Annotated in this window: 24 protein-coding genes; 14 read left to right on the top strand and 10 right to left on the bottom strand. The window is 61.2% G+C overall.

The annotated features are described in order from the left end of the window. Positions 1-71 precede the first annotated feature (71 nt). The 6 genes from H7F36_RS21065 to bfr all read right to left on the bottom strand — a co-directional run bounded on the left by H7F36_RS21065 (position 72) and on the right by bfr (position 5,370). A complete protein-coding gene (locus H7F36_RS21065) occupies positions 72-1,520 on the bottom strand; it encodes a sulfite reductase subunit alpha (RefSeq protein WP_187052598.1) in 1,449 nt (482 codons plus the stop codon). Further along, positions 1,517-2,596, bottom strand: a complete 1,080-nt coding sequence (locus H7F36_RS21060; protein WP_187052597.1) for an FAD:protein FMN transferase — start codon at positions 2,594-2,596, stop codon at positions 1,517-1,519. The genes H7F36_RS21065 and H7F36_RS21060 overlap by 4 nt, the downstream gene beginning before the upstream one ends. A gap of 2 nt (positions 2,597-2,598) precedes the next feature. Further along, positions 2,599-3,405, bottom strand: a complete 807-nt coding sequence (locus H7F36_RS21055) for a DUF4198 domain-containing protein (protein ID WP_187052596.1) — start codon at positions 3,403-3,405, stop codon at positions 2,599-2,601. A gap of 52 nt (positions 3,406-3,457) precedes the next feature. Beyond that, positions 3,458-3,991: a DUF2271 domain-containing protein gene (locus H7F36_RS21050; protein WP_187052595.1), complete on the bottom strand. Its 534-nt coding sequence runs from the start codon at positions 3,989-3,991 to the stop codon at positions 3,458-3,460. A 21-nt stretch (positions 3,992-4,012) separates the two neighbouring features. After that, the gene (locus tag H7F36_RS21045; RefSeq protein ID WP_187052594.1) at positions 4,013-4,678 is read right to left on the bottom strand and encodes a PepSY-associated TM helix domain-containing protein; all 666 of its coding nucleotides are present in this window, start codon (positions 4,676-4,678) and stop codon (positions 4,013-4,015) included. Between the two features lie 215 nt (positions 4,679-4,893). Beyond that, positions 4,894-5,370: a bacterioferritin gene (gene bfr / locus H7F36_RS21040; protein ID WP_187052593.1), complete on the bottom strand. Its 477-nt coding sequence runs from the start codon at positions 5,368-5,370 to the stop codon at positions 4,894-4,896. Positions 5,371-5,618: 248 nt separating this feature from the next. On the opposite strand from bfr, the gene ahpC reads away from it, so the two are divergent. Beyond that, entirely contained in the window at positions 5,619-6,182 is a 564-nt protein-coding gene (gene ahpC / locus H7F36_RS21035; protein WP_187052592.1) for an alkyl hydroperoxide reductase subunit C, read from the top strand. A gap of 87 nt (positions 6,183-6,269) precedes the next feature. After that, positions 6,270-7,865 carry an alkyl hydroperoxide reductase subunit F gene (gene ahpF, locus H7F36_RS21030; RefSeq protein WP_187052591.1) on the top strand — a complete coding sequence of 532 codons (1,596 nt, stop codon included), beginning with the start codon at positions 6,270-6,272 and terminating at the stop codon, positions 7,863-7,865. Positions 7,866-7,908: 43 nt separating this feature from the next. Here ahpF and H7F36_RS21025 read toward each other — a convergent pair whose 3' ends face one another. Continuing rightward, entirely contained in the window at positions 7,909-8,730 is an 822-nt protein-coding gene (locus tag H7F36_RS21025) for a pyruvate, water dikinase regulatory protein (RefSeq protein ID WP_187052590.1), read from the bottom strand. A gap of 182 nt (positions 8,731-8,912) precedes the next feature. Between H7F36_RS21025 and ppsA the strand changes: the two genes are divergently transcribed. The 7 genes from ppsA to dnaB all read left to right on the top strand — a co-directional run bounded on the left by ppsA (position 8,913) and on the right by dnaB (position 15,289). Then, a complete protein-coding gene (gene ppsA, locus H7F36_RS21020) occupies positions 8,913-11,306 on the top strand; it encodes a phosphoenolpyruvate synthase (protein WP_187052589.1) in 2,394 nt (797 codons plus the stop codon). Between the two features lie 202 nt (positions 11,307-11,508). Beyond that, positions 11,509-12,072 carry a hypothetical protein gene (locus H7F36_RS21015; RefSeq protein ID WP_187055136.1) on the top strand — a complete coding sequence of 188 codons (564 nt, stop codon included), beginning with the start codon at positions 11,509-11,511 and terminating at the stop codon, positions 12,070-12,072. Between the two features lie 126 nt (positions 12,073-12,198). Continuing rightward, positions 12,199-12,576, top strand: coding sequence for a 30S ribosomal protein S6 (gene rpsF / locus H7F36_RS21010; RefSeq protein WP_187052588.1), 378 nt, complete (start codon positions 12,199-12,201; stop codon positions 12,574-12,576). Positions 12,577-12,580: 4 nt separating this feature from the next. Next, the gene (gene priB, locus H7F36_RS21005) at positions 12,581-12,895 is read left to right on the top strand and encodes a primosomal replication protein N (protein ID WP_261802425.1); all 315 of its coding nucleotides are present in this window, start codon (positions 12,581-12,583) and stop codon (positions 12,893-12,895) included. A gap of 18 nt (positions 12,896-12,913) precedes the next feature. After that, positions 12,914-13,195 carry a 30S ribosomal protein S18 gene (rpsR, locus tag H7F36_RS21000; RefSeq protein ID WP_068632397.1) on the top strand — a complete coding sequence of 94 codons (282 nt, stop codon included), beginning with the start codon at positions 12,914-12,916 and terminating at the stop codon, positions 13,193-13,195. A gap of 13 nt (positions 13,196-13,208) precedes the next feature. Beyond that, the gene (gene rplI / locus H7F36_RS20995) at positions 13,209-13,661 is read left to right on the top strand and encodes a 50S ribosomal protein L9 (RefSeq protein ID WP_187052587.1); all 453 of its coding nucleotides are present in this window, start codon (positions 13,209-13,211) and stop codon (positions 13,659-13,661) included. A 224-nt stretch (positions 13,662-13,885) separates the two neighbouring features. After that, positions 13,886-15,289 carry a replicative DNA helicase gene (dnaB, locus tag H7F36_RS20990; RefSeq protein ID WP_187052586.1) on the top strand — a complete coding sequence of 468 codons (1,404 nt, stop codon included), beginning with the start codon at positions 13,886-13,888 and terminating at the stop codon, positions 15,287-15,289. A gap of 153 nt (positions 15,290-15,442) precedes the next feature. Here dnaB and H7F36_RS20985 read toward each other — a convergent pair whose 3' ends face one another. From H7F36_RS20985 to H7F36_RS20975, 3 genes are all read right to left on the bottom strand, one after another. Beyond that, positions 15,443-17,245 carry a PhoH family protein gene (locus H7F36_RS20985; RefSeq protein WP_187052585.1) on the bottom strand — a complete coding sequence of 601 codons (1,803 nt, stop codon included), beginning with the start codon at positions 17,243-17,245 and terminating at the stop codon, positions 15,443-15,445. A gap of 187 nt (positions 17,246-17,432) precedes the next feature. Next, positions 17,433-17,909: a peroxiredoxin gene (locus H7F36_RS20980; protein ID WP_187052584.1), complete on the bottom strand. Its 477-nt coding sequence runs from the start codon at positions 17,907-17,909 to the stop codon at positions 17,433-17,435. 121 nt (positions 17,910-18,030) lie between these two features. Then, entirely contained in the window at positions 18,031-18,417 is a 387-nt protein-coding gene (locus H7F36_RS20975; RefSeq protein ID WP_187052583.1) for an Mth938-like domain-containing protein, read from the bottom strand. Between the two features lie 99 nt (positions 18,418-18,516). On the opposite strand from H7F36_RS20975, the gene H7F36_RS20970 reads away from it, so the two are divergent. From H7F36_RS20970 to glp, 5 genes are read left to right on the top strand one after another with little or no spacing between them, the layout of a single operon-like run. Further along, positions 18,517-19,740: a pyridoxal phosphate-dependent aminotransferase gene (locus tag H7F36_RS20970; RefSeq protein WP_187052582.1), complete on the top strand. Its 1,224-nt coding sequence runs from the start codon at positions 18,517-18,519 to the stop codon at positions 19,738-19,740. Positions 19,741-19,761: 21 nt separating this feature from the next. Next, positions 19,762-21,084 (top strand): homoserine dehydrogenase, encoded by a 1,323-nt coding sequence (locus H7F36_RS20965; RefSeq protein ID WP_187052581.1) that lies wholly within the window; start codon positions 19,762-19,764, stop codon positions 21,082-21,084. Positions 21,085-21,092: 8 nt separating this feature from the next. Next, positions 21,093-22,520, top strand: coding sequence for a threonine synthase (gene thrC / locus H7F36_RS20960; protein ID WP_187052580.1), 1,428 nt, complete (start codon positions 21,093-21,095; stop codon positions 22,518-22,520). Between the two features lie 6 nt (positions 22,521-22,526). After that, positions 22,527-23,069 (top strand): molybdopterin-guanine dinucleotide biosynthesis protein B, encoded by a 543-nt coding sequence (mobB, locus tag H7F36_RS20955; RefSeq protein ID WP_187052579.1) that lies wholly within the window; start codon positions 22,527-22,529, stop codon positions 23,067-23,069. Further along, positions 23,062-24,315 carry a gephyrin-like molybdotransferase Glp gene (glp, locus tag H7F36_RS20950; protein ID WP_261802424.1) on the top strand — a complete coding sequence of 418 codons (1,254 nt, stop codon included), beginning with the start codon at positions 23,062-23,064 and terminating at the stop codon, positions 24,313-24,315. Before mobB ends, glp begins: the two co-directional genes overlap by 8 nt. Positions 24,316-24,333 lie beyond the last annotated feature (18 nt).

The raw sequence follows: 24,333 nt of genomic DNA, 5'->3' as shown, positions 1-24,333 counted from the left end.
GCATTTGCAATCGCTATTGACGGCTGTCAAGCGTTCAGGAGGGTCATGGTCAGAAGCAGGCTGGATATTTCTTAGTAGACGTCGCGTCGGTAGCGGCCTTCGCGCGATAACGCGTTCAGTTCCGCCTCACCGAGGATCTGCCGCAGCGCAGCGTCCACGCCCGACGCCATGCCTTTCACGCTGCCACACACGTAGATCGCCGCGCCGCGCTTAACCCAGTTCGTCAGTTCGTCGGCGTGCCGCAGCAACCTGTGCTGAACATAGAGTCGTTCGGGCTGATCGCGCGAAAAAACCATGTCTAGACGCTGCAAATGACCATTGAGCTGCCAGGCCTCAATCTCCGCCTGACAGAGAAAGTCGTTCGCAGCGTTGCGCTCGCCGAAGATCAACCAGTTGTCCGCGGTAGCAGCGGACGCTTTCCGGCTGGCAGCGATTGGAGGCGCGGTATCGATTGCGCCCTGTGGATCTCGCGCTCGCAGGTGGCTGCGCAAACCGGCGAGGCCAGTTCCGTTACCGATGAGGATGAGCGGCCGATTGGCGTTGCCCTCGAGCCGAAAACGCGCGTGCGGCCGAAGGCGCATCGCAACCGTGTCGCCGATCAAGAGAGTCGACGTCAGCAAGCCCGATGCCGCGCCCAGCGTGCCATCGGGGTGTTGCTCTTGCCGCACCATCAATTCGAGCTGACCATCGATGGCGATCGATGCGATGGAGTAGTCGCGCAGCCTCCCGGCATCGCCAGCAAGCTGAATCTGCACGAGGTCGCCGGAACGCCAGTCCGCAACAACGCTGCGCGGCGGTCCGAACGCGAGTTGATAGATCGGCGCGCCAGCGCTGCCGGCGTTCAACAGCACTCGCGAGACAAGCTGCCAGGGAGCGAACAGGCCGGTTTCACCGGTTGCCGCGCCACTCGAAGTTGTTTCACCTGAGCTGACCGCGTCGTCTGTAGCCGGGGTTCGCCAATGCGCCCGCCATTGGGCCAAGGCCGCCGGATCTCCGTTGTCGACATCGATGCGCGCCACCATCGGTCGGGCGCCGGTGCGTGTCAGCCACTTGTCGATGTCTCGCCCGAAGCCGCAGAAATTGTCGTAGCCACGGTCGCCCAAAGCGAGGACGGCGTAGCGCAGCGCCGGCAGTTTCAGCGACAGGCCCATCACTTTCTCCGCGAAGACGGCGGCGCCATCCGGCGCATCGCCTTCGCCATAGGTGCTGGCGATAACGAAGGCGCGTTTTGCGCTTTCGAGGGTCGTCGCATCGACCTCGTCGAGCGGCAATACACGCGTCGACGTGCCCGCGTCGTGCAACCAGCGCGCGGTTTCCCAAGCGATCGATTCGGCTTGCCCGGTCTGGCTGGCGAACAGGACCAGGGCTGGTTCTGTGGTGCCATCGCCGGCCAGCGCTTGCGCCGCCAGACGCTTTGCAGCGTGCCGTCTGCGCTGCCTGATGAACACCGCCGAACACAACGCGGCGTAGCACAGCAGCGTCGCGCCTGCGCCCACCGTGCGGACCAACATGTCGCTCATTGCGCCAAGGTATCGCGTGAATTCCACGCCGAGCTGGCGCGCACGTCCAGCGCGTCGGTGCCCCGGCAAACGAACCGTGCGGCGATGTCACCCGTCTCCGCAAACGCCATGCCGTCGACGGGCCCGAGAACCGTGAGCACCGTCGCCAGTGCGTCTGCTTCCATGCAGGACCGATGCAGCACGGTCACCGCAGCGAGTTCGTTTGAAACCGGCTCGCCGCTGCGTGGATCGATGGTGTGCGACCAGCGCCTGCCGTCGCGCTCGCGCGTGTGCCAGCGGTCGCCGGACGTTGCGATGGCAAGGTCGTTGAGTTGCACACGTTGCGGCGTGTCGTCGGTTTCGGAAAGCGGCGAGTCGATCATGACTTGCCATGGATGACCGTCTGGTCGCCGTCCGGCGCCGCGGAGTTCGCCACCGATCTCCATCAGCAAGTCATGCAGCCCGATTGCGTGAAGCGACGCGACGCAATGGTCGACGGCAAAGCCTTTTGCGATGCCTGAAAAATCGAGCGCCAAACCGCCCGGCTGGAGCAACGTTGCGGTCGCTGCGTCGAAGTCAAGCCCTTGCCACCCGGTGCGCGCGCGCGCACCGGCGACTGCATCGGCCGACGGAACGAATGCCGCCGTCGACTCGTCTGCGTCCGGACCGAAAGCCCAACAGCCAACGAGCGCGCCGATCGTGGGATCGATCGCGTTGCCGCTGGCCTCGGCCCACCGTAGCGCGCACATCAGGACATCGCGAAACTCCGGGGCGATGGTGTGACGCGAGCCTGCGGGCGCCGCGTTGAATCGACTGATGTCCGATGCGGGTTCCCAATGACTCATCTGGCCGATCACGCGCGCCAGTGATTCGTCGATGACGGAACGCACTTGCGGCAATGGAAGCATGCGCGGGTTGTCGAAACGCAGCGACCACGTCGTGCCCATCGTGCGACCGCCCAGCTGCTGCAAGCGCACCGGGTCCGCGCGGCGCGGCACCGCAAGATTGGCATAGCCGCCGGCACGCCGAATGGCAAAAGAAGGCGCCGCAGGGCGAGCCGGCGCGTCTAAGCTTGAATGAGCAAGGTCGCGATGCACGTTCAGGGCATGACTTCCAGCGTGGCCGCGTAGCTCAGACGCCGTTCTTTGGCTTGTGGCACGGTGGTCTTGTCGTCTTTGGTGTTGGCGTCGAGCCAATACATGCCGGCGTTCGGCCAGGTCACGGTGAACTGACCTTTGGCGTCGGTCTTGATCTTCGTTTCCTGCAGCTTGTCGCGATACTGCGTGTTGCCGGCGGTCACCGTCACTTCGAGATCCTTGGCGGGCTGGCCGTCGAGGTTCAGCGTGAAGCTCGTCTTCTCGCCCTTGACGAGATCGGTCGGACTTCCGGTCGAGATGAGTTCCAGTCCTTGGCCGATCGGCTTCAGCAAAGATGGCTTGCCGACGGTAACGAAGGTTTCGATGCGGCCCGACGATTGCGAGATGACCACATCGGTCGCGTCGGCCGGGACTTCCCTGGCGATGGTTTCCGCCGTACCACGCGCCCGTTTTTGCGCACCGGCCTTGTCTTTCCAGGAAGCGAACGCGCCGGAATTGATGACCGCAATGCGGTAAGTGCCCGGCTGCGCCACAGCGACGTCGAACACGGTGCGTTGCTTGAGCTTGGCTTCGTTCTCGGGTTTGATCGTGCTGCCGTCCGGCGCTGTGATCAAAAGGCCGTCAAGACGCAGCGGAGCGTGGTTGGCGACAAACAGATCGTTCGACACGGCAGCATCGATGCTGACGACGTCGGCCTTTGAAAATACAGTGGTCGAAGGCAGTAACCAGGCGTTGTGCGCTTGGGCCGTTCCGAGCACGGTGGTAAGGGCGAGGGCCGTGGCGGCGGTCGAGAGAACGGAAATTTTCATAGCTGACTCCGGTGACTGAGAGTGGATCGATCAATCTTGACGTTTGCCCGGATCACGGTTTGAGTTGGAGAGTAATTTCGCCCAGCTCTTCCTTGCCCGTTGCCACCTTGGGCTGTGAGGAATTCGGCGGCCACTGGAACGGGATGCTCACGACTTCGCGCCCACCGGCTTCGCGTGCGGCTTCGACCACCAGCTTGTATGAGCCCGCAGCGAGATTGGGCATCGCACCCGTGCCTTCGGTGAAGTTGAGTTGTTGTTTGCCGACCGGCTTGGTGGCGCCCGTGATGCCGTCGGCAGGCACTGCGAGCTCTCGTCCACCGCGGCGCCACCACTGGCGCAGATCTTTCAGCCACTTGGTGCCTTCGCCTTCGGGGTTGTTGGTCTTGGTGCGCACGTCGTACCAGACCGCGAGCGTGGTTTCGAGCGAATTGTCGGCACGTTCGATCCACGCGGCAACGTAAGGGCGGTGGTATTCCGACCCGCTAAGGCGCGGCACCTCGATGTTCACGCCCAAGCCGCCAGCGAGGGCCGGGGCGGCGAACAGGACCGAAGCGGTGAGCGGGGCCAGGGCATAGCGAAGTTGCACGTAAAACCTCTTGGAAAGGAGTCAATGAATAAAGAGCAGCGCAAGCACCACAGGAATGACGAAGCCCATGCCGACCATCGGCCAGGTGAACGGTCGGTTGCCCGCGTGCATCTTGAGAATGAACAGGCCGGTGATCGAGAAGACCAACGCGGCGCCTGCAAAAATGTCGATGAACCAGCTCCACGCCTTACCGGTGTTGCGGCCTTTATGGAGATCGTTCAGATACGAGAGCCAGCCTCGGTCGGTGCGCTCGTATTCGGCATCGCCCTCGGTAAGGCTGACACGCAACCACGCATCGCCACCGGGACGGGGCAGCGATAGATAGATCTCGTCATCGGACCATTCGGCGTCGCGGCCCGAGGTGTCGACCGCAAACTGTTTCTGTAGCCATGAATGCAGTTCGACCGGCATGGGCGCTTTGCCTTTGCTCGCTTTATCTGCCTTGACTACCGCGGTTCGACTTTCAAGCCTGGACTGCAGTGCCGCGTCGAGCTTCGCGTGGCGATTGGTGACTGCCGGCTTGGCTTCGATCTGGCCTGCGTGGTTAAGGGTGAAGCCAGTCACACTGAAAAGAATCAACCCGATCAGGCACATCGCCGAACTCACCCAGTGCCACTCGTGCAGTGTCTTGAGCCAGTAGGCGCGTCGGCGGTTGTCAGTGGCGGAGGAGGGGGCTGCTGCTGTCATCGGAGGCTGCAATTCTATCCTCACAAATGAGAATGAATACTATTTCCGATAGCAGTTGGAGGCAGGTCTATGGTGGGGAGAATGGCCCGCATAGCCCCGCCTGATTGCCAGCGGAGCTATCGAATAGATAGCATGGTAGCTTGGGTAAACGGCAGGTAAAGCCAAAAAACAAAGCGGGGCCGAGGCCCCGCTTTGTTTGTCAAGACAGGGCTGCCTTATTCGTGTTGGCCCATCTGGCTCTGCAGGTAATTTTGCAGTCCAACCTTGCCGACCAGATCGATCTGCGTTTCAAGGAAATCAATGTGCTCCTCGGTGTCGTCGAGGATTTTCTGCAGCAGATCACGCGAGACATAGTCGCGTACCAATTCGCAATGTGCGATGCCAGCCTTGATGGTCGCTTGCGCTGCGGTTTCTGCACCGAGGTCGCAGTTCAACAGCTCTGGTACATCTTCGCCAATATTGAGCTTGCCGAGGTCCTGCAGATTGGGCAAGCCGTCGAGCATGAAGATGCGGTCCATCAGCCAGTCGGCATGCTTCATCTCGCCGATCGATTCTTCGTATTCTTTCTTGGCCAGCTTGCCCAGACCCCAATGCTTGAGCATGCGGTAGTGCAGGAAATACTGGTTGATTGCAGTCAGCTCGTTTTTAAGCTGCGCCTGCAGGTGTTCGATGACTTGTGGGTCGCCCCTCATGATCTTTTCCTTGTTATGAAGGGAGATTGTCCGAGGTTGAAGCCCGTCGGGGCAAGCAATTCCATGCGCAGGCGGTCTGCATGCGTGTGATGCTGATACACGTTCGCGTTGGCAACCCGGGTGGCGCAGCGTCGCCTCTGGATTTCATAGCGTCATGCAATGCTCTCAATAGCATTGAACTATTAAAATAACTTTGTCGGTAGTTATAATAATCAATCAATTTTTCACAAGCACTAAGGAAACCCAGCATGTCTCTGATCAACACCCAAATCGTCCCCTTCAAGACGCAGGCCTATCTCAATGGCAAGTTCGTCGAGGTTTCCAACGACACGCTCAAGGGCAAATGGTCGGTCCTGATCTTTATGCCGGCTGCGTTCACGTTCAACTGCCCGACCGAAGTCGAAGACGCGGCTGACAACTATCCTGAGTTTCAGAAGCTGGGCGCAGAGGTTTACATCGTGACCACCGACACCCATTTCTCGCATAAGGTTTGGCACGACACTTCGCCTGCCGTTGGCAAGGCAAAGTTCCCGCTGGTAGGTGACCCGACGCATGTGCTCGCCAAGGGATTCGATGTGTATATCGAAGAAGAAGGCTTGGCTTTGCGCGGTACCTTCGTGGTCAACCCGGACGGCATCATCAAGACCGCTGAAGTGCACTCCAACGAAATCGCGCGAGATGTGAAGGAAACACTGCGCAAGCTCAAGGCCGCTGTGTACACCGCTGCACACCCAAATGAAGTCTGCCCCGCCAAATGGAACGAAGGCGACAAGACGATTGCGCCGTCCTTCGACCTCGTCGGCAAGATTTAAGCACCAAGCTGAGCCCGAGCCCGGGCGCGTTTGCTCCCGGGCTTTTTTGTTTCTACAGAAGATCGTTCTTAAAGAAGTGAGTTCGTCATGCTCGACACCGCCACCAAAGCCCAACTGAAAAGTTATCTCGAACGTGCGACGCAGCCGATCGAAATCGTCGCCTCGCTGGACGACAGCAATGCCTCGGGTGAGCTGTTGTCGTTGCTGAAGGACGTCGCTGAATCGTCGCCGCTCGTCAAGCTGACCGAGAGCCGCGACGACAGCCATCGCAAACCCTCTTTCTCGGTGAATCGCCCGAGCGAGAACCACGGTCCGCGTTTTGCCGGCCTGCCGATGGGCCACGAATTCACGTCGCTGATCCTTGCCCTACTGCAGATCGGCGGCTATCCCCCCAAGGTCGAGCAAGCCATCATCGACCAGATCAAGGCGCTGGACGGCGATTTCGAATTCGAGATCTACGTTTCGCTGACCTGTCACAACTGCCCGGACGTCGTGCAGGCACTCAATCTGATGGCGGTGCAGAACCCGCGCATCCGCACCACGATGATCGAAGGCGGCACCTTCCAGGACGAGGTCAGGGAACGTCAGATCATGGCCGTGCCGACCGTGTTCCTGAACGGCACCGAGTTCGGTCAAGGCCGCATGACGCTCGAGGAAATTCTCGCCAAGATCGACACCAGCGGCGTTGAGCGCGAAGCGAAGAAGATCGACGCCAAGGACCCGTTCGACGTGCTGATCGTCGGCGGCGGACCGGCTGGTGCCGCTGCCGCCGTGTACGCAGCGCGCAAAGGTATCCGCACTGGCGTTGCGTCCGAGCGATTCGGAGGTCAGGTGCTCGACACCCTGGGCATCGAAAACTTCATTTCTATCAAAGAAACCGAGGGCCCGAAGTTCGCCCACGCACTCGAGGAGCACGTTCGCAATTACGACGTCGACATCATGAATTTGCAGCGCGCCAAGGCACTGGTGCCAGGCAAGGAATTCATCGAGGTTCAGCTGGAAAGCGGCGCGTCGCTGAAGAGCCGGTCAATCATCATTTCAACGGGCGCTCGCTGGCGCAACATCAACGTGCCCGGTGAGCACGAATTCAAGAACAAGGGTGTGGCGTACTGCCCGCACTGCGACGGCCCGCTCTTCATGGGCAAGCGCGTTGCGGTGATCGGCGGCGGCAATTCAGGCGTTGAAGCGGCCATCGATTTGGCGGGTATCGTCGGTCACGTGACTCTCATCGAGTTCGACACGGCACTGCGCGCAGATGCAGTGCTGGTGCGCAAGCTGATGAGCCTGAAAAACGTCGAGGTCTTCACCAATGCGCAGACCACGGAAATCACCGGCGACCAGAAGGTCAATGGTCTGCTCTACAAGGATCGCGTATCGGGTGAGTTGCGCACGGTTGCGCTCGAAGGCGTCTTCATCCAGATCGGCCTCGTGCCGAATACCGATTGGCTCAAGGGCGTGGTCGAGTTGTCGAAGCACGGCGAAATCATCGTCGACGCACGGGGCCAGACTTCGGTGCCCGGCGTGTTCGCTGCCGGCGATGCGACGACGGTGCCGTTCAAGCAGATCATCATTGCCGCGGGTGATGGCGCCAAGGCTGCGCTCAGTGCGTTCGATCACTTGATTCGAACGACGGCACCGATCGAGGAAGAATCTGCGCAACCGAAGGTCGCTGTCGCTGCCTGAATGCGATGAGCACTCTCAGCAGGAAGCGCGGCGGTCTGAGCGGCTAATAGACGAGTCGTTCGGGCCGCAGTTCCTGAAGGATCGTGGTCGCGATTTCTTCGATCGACTTGGTGGTCGTCGAGAGCCAGCGAACGCCAGCACGCCGCATCATCGCCTCGGCTTCACTTACTTCGTGCCGGCAGTTCTCGAGGCTTGCGTAACGTGAGTTCGGTCGGCGCTCATTGCGGATTTCAGCGAGGCGCTCGGGCTGGATCGTGAGCCCGAACATCTTCTTGCGATGCGGCAGCAACGCCGGCGGCAGTTGGCGCCGGTCGAAGTCTTCCGGAATCAGCGGGTAGTTAGCGGCTTTGAGGCCGTGCTGCATGGCCAGATAGAGCGACGTCGGCGTCTTTCCGCTTCGGCTCACACCCACCAGGATGACATCCGCACCTTCGAGGTCGCGATTGCTCTGGCCATCGTCGTGGGCCAGGCTGAAGTCGATCGCTGCGATTCGCGCGGTGTATTCCTTGCTCTTGCTCACATCGCTGAACCGCCCGATGCGGTGATTGGACTTGACGCCCAGCTCGATCTCCAGTGGGCGCACGAAGGTGCCAAACATGTCGAGCAGCATGCCCTTGCTGCCGGTTTCGATCACCTCGAGCACCTCCATGTTCGCCATGGTGGTGAAGACGATCGGCCGTACGCCCTCGATCTCCGCCGTATGGTTGATTTGCCTGACAGCCTGATGCGCCTTGTCGACCGTGTCGGTAAAGGGCAGCCGAACGTGGCGCGGCTTCATTTCGAACTGGGCCAGAACGGCGTTGCCGAAGGTTTCGGCAGTGATGCCGGTGCCGTCGGAGATGAAGAAAACGGTACGGGTTTGCATGATCTGCGGCCTTGTCCTGCGGCGCGTACAACGGTGCCACGCCTACAATTCGGCCCATTATCGGGAATCTGCTACCCGCCCTCCACACATCCCATGCAGAACGCCTACGCACCCAGAGCAACGAGAACGATCGTGCTGAGTCGACTGCATGCGGCACCGGTTTTAACTTCTGGAGCTTTCCCATGTCTGAACTATTCGAAGCGACCGCCCTGGTCGTACCGTTCGAGAATCTGAGAATGACCGACGTCGAGTCGGTGGGTGGCAAGAACGCCAGTCTCGGCGAGATGATTTCGCAGTTGCCTCAAGGCGTGCGCGTACCGACTGGCTTTGCGACCACGGCCCACGCCTTCCGCGAGTTCCTGGCCCATGACGGACTGGCCGGGAAGATCAGCGCTGTGCTTGCCAAGCTCGACACTGAAGACGTGCGCGAGCTGGCCAGGGTCGGCGCGGAGATCCGGTCGATGGTCGAAGCTCAGCCATTTCCCGACAACTTGCAAAGAGCCATCGGCGACGCCTTTGCCACGCTGAGCGCGGGCAACCCGCAAGCCAGCTTTGCCGTGCGTTCGTCGGCAACGGCCGAAGACTTGCCCGATGCGTCCTTCGCTGGACAGCAAGAAACCTTTCTCAACGTGGTCGGTGTCGAAGACGTGCTGCACAAGATGAAGGAAGTGTTTGCCTCCCTCTACAACGACCGTGCGATCAGCTACCGCGTGCACAAGGGATTTGCCCATGACGTCGTGGCGCTGTCGGCGGGCGTGCAACGGATGGTGCGTTCTGACCTGGGCGCGGCGGGCGTGATGTTCACCATCGACACCGAGTCTGGCTTCGAAGACGTGGTGTTCATCACTTCGAGTTATGGGTTGGGTGAAACGGTGGTGCAGGGCGCCGTCAATCCCGACGAGTTCTACGTGCACAAGCCGACCTTGCGTGCCGGCAAGCGCGCGGTGATCCGCCGCAACCTCGGCTCGAAGCTGATCCAGATGGAATTCGCCAGCGCCGATGAGAAAAAGGCGAGCGGCAAGCTGGTCAAGACAACCGACGTGCCTACCGAACAGCGCAATCGCTATTCGCTGACCGATGCCGACGTCGAGCAACTCGCCAGGTACGCGCTGGTTATCGAAGAGCACTACGGTCGCCCGATGGACATCGAGTGGGGCAAGGACGGCACCGACGGCCATTTGTACATTCTGCAAGCGCGGCCTGAAACAGTGAAGAGCCAGCAGCAGGGCAAAGCCGAGCAACGCTACAAGCTGCTGGGCAAGGGTGCCGTGCTGGCCGAAGGCCGCGCGATCGGCCAGAAGATCGGCACGGGGCCAGTTCGCCTTGTCTACAACATCAGCGAGATGGACAAGGTCCAGGCTGGCGACGTGCTCGTGACCGACATGACCGACCCCAACTGGGAGCCGGTGATGAAGCGCGCAGCCGCCATCGTGACCAATCGCGGCGGGCGCACATGTCACGCCGCCATCATTGCGCGCGAGCTCGGCATTCCGGCCGTCGTTGGTTGCGGGGACGCGACCGATCTGCTGAAAGAAGGAACACTCGTCACTGTAAGTTGCGCGGAAGGCGATACCGGCTTCATCTACGACGGCTTGCTCGAAACCGAAGTGACCGAGGTCGAGCGCGGCACGATGCCGGACATCGATCTGAAGATCATGATGAACGTCGGCAACCCGCAGCTTGCTTTCGACTTTGCGCAACTACCGAACCATGGGGTCGGGTTGGCGCGGCTCGAGTTCATCATCAACAACAACATCGGCGTGCACCCCAAGGCGATCCTCGACTACCCCAACGTCGACAACGACTTGAAAAAGGCCGTCGAATCGGTGGCGCGAGGCCATGCGTCGCCACGCGCTTTTTACGTCGACAAGGTGGCCGAAGGCATCGCGACCATTGCCGCAGCCTTTTGGCCCAAGCCCGTGATCGTGCGACTGTCTGATTTCAAGTCGAACGAATACCGCAAGCTGATTGGCGGTTCGCGTTACGAGCCGGAAGAAGAGAACCCGATGCTCGGCTTCCGCGGTGCCGCTCGCTACATCAGCGACGATTTCCGCGAAGCCTTCCTGATGGAGTGCGAAGCGTTGAAGCGGGTGCGCAACGAGATGGGCCTGGTGAACGTTCAGATCATGGTGCCGTTCGTGCGCACGCTGGGTCAAGCTGAGCGCGTGACCGGCCTGCTGGCAGCCGAAGGTCTCAAGCGCGGCGAGAACGACCTCAAGATCATCATGATGTGCGAAGTGCCGAGCAACGCCATCCTGGCGGATGAGTTCCTGGAGTTCTTCGACGGGTTCTCCATCGGCTCGAACGACCTGACGCAGCTGACGTTGGGACTGGACCGTGATTCCGGCCTGGAGCTTTTGGCGGCCGACTTCGACGAGCGCGACCCGGCGGTCAAAGCCATGCTGAGCCGCGCCATCAAGGCATGTAAGGCCCAAGGAAAATATGTCGGCATTTGCGGTCAGGGCCCGAGCGACCACCCGGACTTCGCGATGTGGCTCGCTGAGCAGGGGATCGAATCCATCTCTCTCAATCCAGACAGCGTGATCGACACCTGGAAGCAGCTGGCTGCCCGCTGAGCCTGCCGGGCAGCGTGCGGCTGTTGCGCCCGCGCTGCCAATTTATTCACACTGCTGACGCAATGCCCGCGTCAGCTTCGTGTAATTGCAACCAAATGCTTTTTTGATGTCAAACTCCGAAATCGATGAAGCGCGTCCGGCGGTGTTGGTAGCAACCGATGCGCTGGCGGCAATCGACCATTCACTTCGGACCATCGAAATCATGATTCTTGTCAAGACCGACTCGGGTCAGCAGACGTTGAAGGACCGTTCGGTGCGGCTGACGCCGCGGCAGCGCTCGGCGTTCATCCTGTGCGACGGCAGGCGTTCGATCGACGACGTGCTCGCGGCCGGCATGGGAATCTCGCAAGAAGATCTCGATCACATGGTTGATTTGGGGCTGCTCGCGCTGCTCACCGGAATGGGCGCGCATGCGATGGCTCGATCTGTATCGGCGGAGCCCGCTCCTGCTCCCAGCCGTCCCGCGCCTGTACAAGCAACCCAGCCGTTTTCACCCGCGCCGTTGTCGTCCCCGGCGGCCGCCCCCGCCTTTCTTGCTGCCGCCCCGTTGCAGCCAACGTCCACGCGCTCGCGCCAACAAAGATATCAAGACGCTTATCCCATTGCGACGCGGCTGACCGGATCACTCGGGTTGCGCGGTTTTCGCTTGAACCTGTCGGTCGAGGGCACCTCCACGTACGACGAGCTCCTGGCATTGGCGCCGAAGATCCGCTCAGCCGTTGGTGCGGACAAAGCCGCTGAACTCGACCGCGCACTCGAAGGCTGATGCAGGCACGCGAAGTGCGTCGTGGGAGGGGTGACTGCTATAATCGTTGGCTTTCCCTTGCCACACCGCGTCCGACGCTGCGGGTGGCTTTCCCCTCGTTTTGAGGAAAATTCCACAAGGAGTGCTATGCGTCACTATGAAATCATTCTGCTGATCCATCCGGATCAAAGCGAACAAGTTCCGGCCATGCTGGAGCGCTACAAGGGTCTCATCACGACCGGTGGCGGCAAGATCCACCGCGTTGAAGACTGGGGCCGTCGCCAACTGGCCTATCAGATCAACAAGCTCAGCAAGGCTCACTACCTGTGCGTCAACATCGAAGCTGAGCAAACCGTGATGGCAGAACTCGAACACGCGTTCAAGTTCAATGACGCCGTGCTGCGCCACCTGACCGTGGTCAAGAAGAAGGCCGACACTGGTCCTTCGTCGATGATGAAGACGGTCGAGCGCGAAGAGGCTCGCAAGGCCCAACAAGCCGAGTACGCGAACAACAACAACAACTGATGGTGTGACGGTGACCGACAAAGCGGTCGCGGCCAATCAGCTCCTGCTGACAGCCGTGGTCGCCGAACTCGGTGCCTTGCGATTCACGCCATCCGGCTTGCCCGCCATTGATCTTCGACTCGACCATGAATCGAAGATCGAAGAAGCAGGGCAGGCCAGGCAGGTGAAGGCGGCTTTGAAGGCCGTGGCGTTCGGCACAACCGCCGAGCGACTCGCAAGTCAGGCGTTGGGAAGTCTCTGGCGATTTCAGGGCTTTCTGGCGACTCCCGGCAACGGTAAGCATCCCGTACTGCACATCCAGGATTTTCAGCAAGATTAATTTTCGAGAGGTCCCATCATGGCCACGTTCAAGAAATTCAATAAAGACAAGCGTCCGAAGCGCAACACCCAGTCGCTGCTATTCAAGCGCAAGCGTTTCTGCCGCTTTACCGTCGCGAATGTCGAAGAGATCGACTACAAGGACATCGACACCCTGCGCGATTTCATCAGCGAAAACGGCAAGATCATTCCCGCACGACTGACCGGCACCCGCGCGATTTATCAGCGCCAGCTCAACACCGCGATCAAGCGTGCACGCTTCCTCGCAATGGTGCCGTACAGCGACCAGCACCGCGTCTAAGGAGTTCGACACCATGCAAATCATTCTTCTGGACAAGATCGTCAACGTCGGCGCCCTCGGCGATATCGTCAAGGTCAAGGACGGCTATGCACGTAACTTCCTGATTCCGTCGGGCCGCGCTCGTCGCGCCACGGAAACCAACAAGGCCGAATTCGCCGCCAAGCGCGCCGATCTCGAAAAAGCGGCGGCTGCCAAGCTCGCCGAATCGCAGGCACAAGGCGAAAAGCTAGGCGGCACGGCCATCAAGCTCACACAAAAAGCTGGCGTCGACGGTCGGTTGTTCGGCTCTGTCACCAACGGCGATGTCGCCGAAGAGTTGAACAAGCAGGGCTACAAGGTTGCCAAGTCGCAAGTGCGCATGCCCAACGGTCCGATCAAGATAGTCGGTGACAGCACTGTGAGCGTGGCGCTCCACACTGATGTGGTGGTGGACATCACCGTGACGGTGTACGGCGAAACCGCCTGATCCAGGCCTGAAACCAAGTTGATGGAGCGCACAGAGGTGCGCCGCTGCGAAAGCCGCCTCCGGGCGGCTTTTTCTTTGTCCCCTCGACGGTCACCCAGCTTTTCCCATGTTGTTCAGCGCCTGTGCACAGGGTTTTGCACAGCAGATACACAGCACATGCACAGCGTTGTGCATGGACGCTGCGCCCTTCGTGGGCGTAGCATGCCGTTCCAATTCGAGGCCCCATGTCCGCTGTTTTTTCTTTCGTCGAAAACGATTCTTCCGACCGTCAGGTTGCGCAACTTCGCATCCCGCCGCATTCCATCGAAGCGGAGTCGAGCGTGCTCGGCGGCCTGCTGCTCGACAACAACGCATGGGACCGGATGGGCGACCTGCTGGTCGACAGTGACTTCTATCGCTATGAACACAAGCTGATCTACGCGTCGGTCGGTGCACTCATCAATGCGACCAAGCCGGCGGACGTGATCACCGTCTACGAGCACTTGCAGAACCTCGGCAAGGCCGACGAAATCGGTGGCCTCGTCTATCTGAATTCGCTCGCGCAATACGTCCCGAGCGCGAGCAACATCCGACGCTACGCGGAGATCGTTCGAGAGCGCTCGATCTTGCGCAAGCTGGTTTCGGCCAGCGACGAGATCGCCACCAACGCCTTCAATACGCAAGGCAAAGCCGTCGACAAAATCCTAGACGAGGCCGAGCAAAAGATCTTCAACATCGGCGAGGAAGGCTCGCGCATGAAGCAGGGTTTCCAGGGGATGGATTCCCTGGTGGTCGAACTGCTCGATCGCGTGACCGAGATGGCAGACAACCCGAACGACATCACGGGCGTGCCGACCGGCTTTGTGGACCTCGACCGGATGACCTCGGGCTTTCAGGCGGGCGACATGATCGTGCTGGCCGCTCGCCCTTCGATGGGAAAGACCGCCCTGGCGATCAATATTGCCGAGCACGTTGCGCTCAACGAAGGCCTGCCTGTCGCGGTGTTTTCGATGGAAATGGGTGCCTCGCAACTTGCGGTGCGGATCGTCGGTTCCATCGGCCGCATCGACCAGACGCATCTGCGCACCGGCAAGCTGACCGACGAAGAGTGGCCGCGCTTGACCGAAGCCATCGAGAAACTGCGAAACATCTCGCTGCATATCGACGATACGCCAGGCCTCACGACAAGTGAACTGCGCGCCAACGCGCGGCGGCTGGCTCGCACCTGCGGACAGCTCGGCCTGATCGTTGTCGACTACCTGCAACTCATGAGCGTCTCGACATCGATGAGCGATGAAAATCGTGCCACTGCGGTGGGTGAAATCTCTCGCGGTTTGAAGATGCTCGCCAAGGAGCTGAAGTGCCCCGTGATCGCGCTGTCGCAGTTGAGTCGCGGTGTTGAAAGCCGCACCGACAAGCGTCCGATGATGAGCGACTTGCGCGAGTCGGGCGCCATCGAGCAGGACGCTGACGTGATCATGTTCATCTACCGCGACGACTACTACAACAAGGATTCGAAAGAGCCGGGCGTTGCAGAAGTGATCATCAGCAAACAGCGAAACGGGCCAACCGGCACCATCAAGCTTGCGTTCCTGAAGCCGATCACCAAGTTCGAGAGTCTGGCGAGCGGCGGCGGGTACGAGTACTAGCCCGCTGCGGAATAAGCTGCAGGCGTCGCAACATCGCGGCAAGACTCGGTGATGGCACACCTTTCAACAACGTCGTTGCAACGAGTTTTTTTGTAGACGAAAAAGCCCGCGCAACCATCGGCAGCGCGGGCTCTTTCGGTGATGCGCGTTGGCCTAGAGCACTTCGCTGGCGAAGTCCGCGAGTCGCGAACGCTCGCCGCGCGCCAGCGTGATGTGGCCGCCGTGTGGCCATCCCTTGAACTTGTCGACCGCGAAGGTCAGACCCGACGAGCCTTCGGTCAGGTACGGCGTATCGATCTGCGCGAGGTTGCCCATGCAGATGATCTTGGTGCCCGGTCCGGCCCGGGTGATGAGCGTCTTCATCTGCTTGGGCGTCAGGTTCTGTGCCTCGTCGACGATCACGTACCTGTTCAAAAACGTCCGCCCGCGCATGAAGTTCATGCTCTTGATCTTGATGCGGCTGCGGATCAACTCATTGGTGGCCGCGCGGCCCCACTCGCCGGCGCCGCCGCCATCGCCCTTGGCCAGGAACTCGAGGTTGTCGTCCAATGCCCCCATCCACGGGCCCATCTTTTCTTCTTCCGTGCCCGGCAAAAAGCCGATGTCCTCGCCCACGCTTACCGTGGCGCGAGTCATGATGATCTCGGTGTAGCGCCGATCGTCGAGCACCTGCGTGAGACCCGACGCCAGCGCCATCAGTGTTTTGCCAGTGCCGGCAGTACCGGTCAACGTGACGAAGTCGATGTCCGGGTCCATCAGCAGGTTCATCGCGAAGTTTTGCTCGCGGTTGCGGGTGGCCACGCCCCACACCGCGTTCTTGCCGGAACTGTAGTCCTTGAGCGTCTTGAGCACCGCGGTCTTCTCACGGATTTCAGTCACGCGAGCGTACATGCTCGGCTCGCCGGGCGCCTCGAAGTACACGAACTGGTTGATGTACAGGTTGGGCACGATGGGGCCACTGATCCGATAGAAGGTCGTGCTACCGCTCTGCCAGCTTTCGACCGTCTTGCTCTGACGCGTCCAGAAGTCGAGCGGCAGGGCGAAGGAGCCGGCGTACAAAAGGTCGCCGTCTTCGAGCGTCTTGTCGTTCTGGTAATCATCGACCGCAAGGCCCAGTGCGCGCGCCTTCACGCGCATGTTGATGTCCTTCGACACCAGCACCACTTCCTGCTTCGGCCGACCTGGTGCGTCCTGGGCATAGAGGTCGCGCAGCGCCTGCACCACACCCAGGATCTGGTTGTCCGCCTTGCCTTGCGGCAGGCTGGTCGGCAGCGAGTAATCGAGCGGCGCCGTCTGAAAGAACAGCTTGCCACCCGCACCCCGATGGCCGGTGGCGTCGAGCTTCAGCCCCTTGGTGATATCGGCATCCTTGGCGCCGGCCAGTGCGTCCAGCGTGCGGCTGGTCTGGCGGCCATTGCGCGCGACTTCGGTCGTACCTTTCTTGTGACCGTCCAGTTCTTCGAGCACGATCATCGGCAGGAAAATGTCGTGCTCTTCGAAGCGAAACAGACACATCGGATCGTGCAGAAGCACGTTGGTGTCCAGCACGAACAGCTTGGCCGGGCCTGCTGACTTTGCGCGGCGCGGCCGCGCGCTGTCCTGCGGTGCGCGCTCTGGCCGCGCACGTGTTACCGGGGCGGGCGCAGGCACTGGCGTCTGAGCCGGCGAAGGCGTGCGTTCGGCCCTGGCTTGCGTCGGTTCGGATGACAGTTCCGCCCTGACGACGGGACGTGGCTTCGTCTCGACTTGCTGGGCCGGCCCGGTGGTGGACGCGCCGCCTGCGTCGGCATTGCGGCGATCTAACAATTCCAGCGGCTGAGTGCTGGCGACCGGCGCTTCGTCAGCGTGGCGGCCGCCACCGCGTCGGGGCGCCTTTTGCGATGAGTGCGCTGGCGCGTCGAGCGCGTCGGGAGAGAGCAGGGCGGCGCGTTTCGTGGGGGCAGGAGGCAAGGGCATGTGGGAGTTCGCTCGCAGGATAGGGGGAACCAGAAAACGAAAAAGCCGCCTTAAGGCCAAGGCGGCTTTGTTCGAGGAATGCGGTCGTGGAGCTCAACGGCATGAAGCCATTATGCACACCACGGATGACGCATCCGAAGCCGTTCGTGTTGCGGCTGCAACGGTCAAACAGCGACTAATCGCATTTTCATGCGGCTTTTTTCAGGGCCTTGACGGCCTTGAGCACGTCGTCGACATGGCCTGGAACCTTGAGGCCGCGCCATTCGGCTTTCAGAATGCCATCGGCGCCGATCAGGAAGGTGCTTCGCTCGATGCCCTTGACCTTCTTGCCGTACATGATCTTGTTCTTGACCACGCCGAACATGTGGCACATCTTCTCTTCGGTGTCGGCGATCAGTTCGAAAGGAAGCTCGAGCTTGGCCTTGAACTCGTCATGCGATTTCATATTGTCGCGGGACACGCCAAACACAGTGGCACCAGCCTTCACGAAGTCCTTGAACCGGTCGCGGAACTGCATTGCTTCAGTCGTGCAACCAGGGGTGTTGTCTTTGGGGTAGAAGTACATCACCAGTACGTGACCGAGATGCGAAGTGTTCGAAACCTTGAGGCCACCAGTGGCGTTGGCATCGAATTCAGGGATGGGTTTGTTGACAACGATCGCCATGAAACTTGTTTTCTCCGTTGGGTTTCACTTGCGAGCACACTCGTCGAAGTGAAGGATTGGTCGTTGCTAACTGAGGGCAGCTCGCCGTGTCGCAACCCGCGATTTTACCCCGAAAAGAGAACTATCCGGCACCGTCGGGCGGCTCGACCAGCAGGGCCGCCACCACGTGGCGTCCTTCACCGGCCAGGATGTTGTAGGTGCGACAGGCGGCGGGAGTGTCCATCGTCTCGACGCCGGTGCGCTTTGCCATCAACGGCTGAAGCCACGCCGCTTGCGGAAACCGAATGCGCTTGCCGCTGCCGAAAATGATGAGCTCGGCCCCCAGCGCAGCAAGTTGGGCAAAGTGCTCGGCACCGATCTGGTCGAAGCTGGTGCAGTCCCACTCGAAACGCTCGCCGCGAGAGCCCACCACGATGCTGCCCTCGACCTTTTCGTTGTTGATCGCGACCCAGCCAGGGCCGTGCGCGGTGAGAGTCTGAACGTCGGATTTGTCGGGCTGGAGCTTCATCTGGCAGGGGTGCGAACTGTGGTCAAATTATAGGTTTTCTCCAGTGACACGAGGCCCCGCAGGGCCTTTCGAGCAACCCGCCCGGGAGGGCTTTCCGTTTTGAAGCAAATCAAGAAATCGGCCAAACTGGCCAACGTCCTCTACGACATCCGCGGTCCGATCATGGATGCCGCCAAGCAGATGGAAGAAGAGGGCCAGAAGATCATCAAGCTCAACATCGGCAACCTCGCCATGTTCGGCTTCGACGCACCTGAGGAGGTGCAGCAAGACATGATCCGCAATCTGCCGGCGTCGGCGGGTTACTCGGACAGCAAGGGCATCTTCGCAGCGCGCAAGGCGGTGATGCACGAAACGCAAAAGCAGGGCATTGCCGGCGTCACGCTCGACGACATCTATCTGGGCAATGGCGCAAGCGAACTCATTGCCATGGCCACCAACGCACTGCTGAACGATGGCGACGAACTGTTGCTGCCGGCGCCGGACTATCCGCTATGGACTGCGGTGTCGAGCTTGTCGGGCGGTACGCCGGTGCACTACCTGTGCGACGAAGCGAACGGCTGGATGCCCGACCTGGACGACCTGCGTTCCAAGATCACGCCGCGCACCAAGGGCATCGTCGTCATCAACCCGAACAACCCGACCGGAGCACTTTATTCCGACGAGATTCTGAAGGCCATTGTCGACATCGCGCGTGAGCATGGCCTGGTGCTGCTGGCCGACGAGGTCTACGACAAAGTGCTGTACGACGGCGTCAAGCACACCGCCATTGCCAGCCTGAGCACCGACGTGCTCACGCTCACCTTCAACTCGCTATCCAAGAGCTATCGTTCGTGCGGCTACCGCGCCGGCTGGCTGGTGGTGTCGGGCGACAAGAAGGAGGCGCTCGACTACATCGAGGGGCTCAACATGCTCTCCAACATGCGGCTGTGCGCCAATGTGCCGGGCCAGTGGGCGATTCAAACCGCTCTCGGCGGCTACCAGAGCATCAACGATCTGGTGGGCAAGGGAGGGCGCTTGCGCCGCCAGCGCGACATGGCGTACGAACTGATCACCGCCATTCCTGGGGTGACCTGCGTGAAGCCGGTGGCTGCGCTCTACATGTTTCCCAAGCTCGACCCGAAGGTCTACCCGATCGACGACGACCGGATTTTCTTTCTCGAGTTGCTGAAGGAAACCAAGGTGATGCTGGTGCAAGGAACCGGCTTCAACTGGGCCACGCCAGACCATTTCCGCATCGTGTTTTTGCCGCACGAAGAAGACCTGCGCGAAGCGATCAACCGCATCGCCAAGTTCCTCGAACGCTACCGCACGCGCAACGCCTGATTTTTCGAAGAGATTCCAAGAATGAAACCCATCCAAGTAGGCCTGCTCGGCATCGGCACGGTCGGCAGCGGCACCTTCAAGGTGCTTGAGCGCAACCAGCAAGAAATTAAACGCCGGGCCGGCCGGGGTATCGAGATCACGATGGTGGCCGACCTCGACACCGAGCGCGCCAAAGCCGTCGTCGGCGACGCCGTGCAGGTCGTGAACGATGCGCGCGCCGTCATCGCCAATCCGGACATCGACATCGTGGTCGAACTCATCGGCGGCTACGGCGTTGCGAAGCAACTCGTGCTCGAGGCCATTTCGGCCGGCAAGCACGTGGTCACCGCCAACAAAGCACTGCTCGCAGTGCACGGCACCGAGATTTTTGCGGCTGCACACGCCAAGGGCGTGATGGTCGCTTTCGAAGCCGCAGTCGCCGGGGGCATCCCGATCATCAAGGCGCTGCGCGAAGGGCTCACTGCCAACAGCATCCAGTGGATTGCCGGGATCATCAACGGCACGACCAACTTCATCCTGTCGGAGATGCGAGACAAGGGTCTCGACTTTGCAACTGCGCTGCAGGATGCGCAACGCCTCGGCTACGCAGAAGCCGACCCGACCTTCGATATCGAAGGCGTCGACGCCGCGCACAAGGTCACGCTGATGAGCGCGATCGCTTTCGGCATTCCGGTGCAGTTCGACAAGGCGCACGTCGAGGGCATCACCAAGCTGTCGGCGCAAGACATCAAGTACGCCGAACAGCTCGGCTACCGGATCAAGTTGCTCGGCATCACCAAGCGCATGCCCAACGGCATCGAGCTGCGCGTACACCCGAGTCTGGTGCCGTCGAAGCGCCTTCTGGCGAACGTCGAAGGCGCGATGAACGCCGTCCTGGTCAACGGCGACGCGGTGGGCAACACGCTGTACTACGGCAAGGGCGCGGGCAGCGAGCCTACTGCCAGCGCCGTGATCGCCGACCTGGTCGACATCACGCGCCTGCACACGGCCGCCGCCGCGCACCGCGTGCCGCATCTGGCGTTCCATCCCGACGCGATGAGCGACCTCAAGGTGCTGCCGATGACCGAAGTCGTCACCAGCTACTACCTGCGGCTGCGCGTGGCCGACCAGGCAGGCGTGCTCGCCAAGGTAACCGGCCTGCTGGCGACCGCCGGCATCAGCATCGACGCCGTGCTTCAGCGCGAAGCCGACGAGGTGGGCGGCGAGGGCTCGACGCAGACCGACCTCATCATCCTCACGCACGACGCGCGCGAGGGCACGGTCAACGACGTGATTGCCGAGCTGCAGGCGCTGCCGACGGTGCTGGCGCCGATCGTGCGGATTCGCAAAGAAGAACTGAGCTGACCGAATCGATGAACTACCTGAGTACGCGCGGTCACCCCGATCGCAAACGCTTTTGCGAAATCCTGCTCGAAGGCTTGGCACCCGACGGTGGCCTGTACCTGCCCGAGCACTATCCGCAAGTCGATTCGGCCATGCTGGCGAAGTGGCGCGATCTGCCCTATGCCGAACTCGCATTCGAGATCCTGTCGCTCTACATCGACGACATTCCGCCGGCCGATCTGAAAGCGCTCTGCGCTAAGACGTACACCGCTGAAGTCTTTGGCAGCGACGAGATCGTGCCGCTGCGCGAGCTCGAAGACGGTGTGTACCTCGAAGCCCTCTCGAACGGCCCGACGCTCGCCTTCAAGGACATGGCGATGCAGTTGCTCGGCAATTTGTTCGAGTACGAACTGGCGCGCCGTGGCGCCGAACTCAACATCCTTGGTGCGACCAGTGGCGACACTGGCAGCGCGGCCGAATACGCGATGCGCGGCAAAAAGGGCGTGCGCGTTTTCATGACGTCACCCGAAGGCCGCATGAGCCCGTTCCAGCAGGCACAAATGTTCAGCCTGCAAGACGCCAACATTCACAACATCACGATCGCCGGCGTTTTCGATGATTGCCAGGACATCGTGAAGGCGGTGTCGAACGATCTCGCTTTCAAGCGCAAGTACAAGATCGGCACGGTCAATTCGATCAACTGGGCGCGGTTGCTGGCGCAGGTCGTCTACTACTTCGCTGGTTATTTCCAGGCGACGCCGGCAGCGAAAGATGGGAACGACAAGCAAGTGAGCTTCGCGGTGCCCTCCGGCAATTTCGGCAACGTCTGCGCCGCCCACGTCGCGCGGATGATGGGCCTGCCGATCCACACGCTGGTGGTCGCCACCAACGAGAACGATGTGCTCGATGAGTTCTTTCGCACCGGCGTCTACCGTGTGCGCGCGGCCGCCGACACGCACGAGACATCGAGCCCGTCGATGGACATCAGCAAGGCCAGCAACTTCGAGCGCTTCGTGTTCGACTTGCTGGGCCGCGACGCGAAGCGTTTACACAGCTTGTTCGACACCGAGCTCGCACGCACCGGCCGTTTCGACCTGAGCGACGATCCGGCGTTCGCACAGGCGGCCACGCGGTTTGGTTTTAAAAGCAGCCGCAGCACGCACGCCGACCGGCTCGCCACGATTCGCGACACCGACAAGCGCTTTGCGACGCTCATCGACACGCACACCGCCGACGGCCTCAAGGCTGCGCGCGAACACCTCACGCCGGGCGTGCCGATGATCGTGCTGGAGACGGCTCTGCCGATCAAGTTCGCCGCAACGATCGTCGAGGCACTGGGTCGTGAGCCAGAGCGGCCCCCGGGCTTCGAAGGCATCGAGGCATTGCCCAAGCGTGTCGTCAAATTGCCGGCCGATGCCGAAGCCATCAAAGCCTACATTGCGCAAAACTCGGACTGAGTCGGCATGAAAGCGATCGGCTTTTCTGGATATTCCGGCGCTGGCAAGACCACGCTGGTCGAGCGCTTGATACCGGTGTTGAAGCGACAGGGCCGACGCGTTTCGGTCGTCAAGCATGCGCACCACAAGTTCGACGTCGATCGTCCGGGCAAGGACACCTACCGTCATCGTGAGGCGGGCGCCTTCGAGGTAGTGGTGGCGTCGGACAAGCGGCTCGCGTTGATGCGCGAGTTCGAACAGCCGACGCAGCTTTCGGTCCATGACCTCATCGCCGAACTCGATGCCCGAATCGACTGGGTTTTCGTCGAAGGCTTTCGGCATGCCGACTTGCCCAAGATCGAGGTCTGGCGTGCAGCACAAGACGGTGAGGCGGCACGCACCGCGCACTACATCGACGATCGCTTCATCGTCGGCATCGCGACCGACGATGCGACCCGCCTGTCTGCGCCCACGACGCTGCCGGTGTTCGACCTGAACGATGCCGAAGCACTGGCGCGTTGGCTGATCGACAGCGGCGATCGCTTCGAATACAACCAGCACCATGCCTGAATCCGCGCCAACCTCACGTCCTTCGTTGATGCCGCTCGACGAGGCGGTCGCCAGCCTGCTTGCCAAGGCCGCGCCCGCGGTCGGCACTGAAAGCGTCCTCACCTTCGAAGCAGACGGACGCGTGCTGGCGCAAGACGTCGTCTCGGCGCTGACCGTGCCGCCGCGCGACAACAGCGCGATGGATGGCTACGCTGTGCGAGCAGCCGATTGCGCCACCGCCGATTCGGTTTTGCAGGTGACGCAGCGCATTCCTGCTGGCACGGTCGGCTCGGCGCTCGCTGCCGGCACCGCCGCCCGGATATTCACTGGCGCGCAAATTCCCGAGGGGGCTGACGCGATCGTGATGCAGGAAGACACGTCGACGTTGCCGCAGGAAGACGGGCTCGGCAGCGTGTGCATCAACGTCGCGCCAGACGCTGGCCAGTGGATTCGCCGAGCCGGCGAAGACGTCGCGGCCGGCGATGTCGTGCTGGCGCGCGGCGAACGCCTGACGCCCGCAGCGCTCGGTCTCGCAGCCAGCGTCGGCTTCGATCGACTGACTGTCGCCAAGCGCCCGCGCGTCGCGCTGCTGTCGACCGGCGATGAGCTCGTGATGCCCGGCGAAGTGGCGCCGGAATCGATGAAGGCGGGCTCCATCTACAACTCGAACCGCTTCTTCATGCGCGCGCTGTTGCACCGGCTCGGCTGCGAGGTCAACGACCTCGGCATCGTGCCCGACCGGCGCGATGCGACCATCGATGCGCTGCGCACAGCAGCGGCCAACAACGACCTCATCATCACGACAGGGGGCGTGTCGGTCGGCGAAGAAGATCACATCAAGGCCGCCATCCAGGCACTCGGCGAACTTCAGCTCTGGTCACTGTCGATGAAGCCGGGCAAGCCGTTTGCCTACGGCAACATCAACGGCACGCACATCACCGGGCTGCCCGGCAATCCGGTGTCGAGCTTCATGACATTTCTGTTGCTGGTGCGGCCCTTCATCCTCACCTTGCAAGGCGCGGCGCGCGTGACGGTGGAATCTGTCGCGATGCGCGCAGACTTCGACTGGCCACGGCCCGACCGGCGCCGCGAGTTCCTTCGCGCACGTCGCAACGCCGACGGCGGGCTGGATCTGTTCGCCAATCAGAGTTCGGGCGTGTTGACCTCCGCCGTCTGGGGTGACGGCGTCGTCGATACCCCGGCAGGCCAGCCGATCAACAAGGGCGATACGGTGAGGTTCATTCCGTTCGCCTCGCTGATTGCATGAGCGCTCGATGACTGCCGC

The organism is Variovorax sp. PAMC28562 (assembly GCF_014303735.1).
Lineage (GTDB): Bacteria > Pseudomonadota > Gammaproteobacteria > Burkholderiales > Burkholderiaceae_C > Variovorax.
Note: the sequence above shows the minus strand (reverse complement) of the source record. Positions and strands in the feature narration are given on the sequence as shown.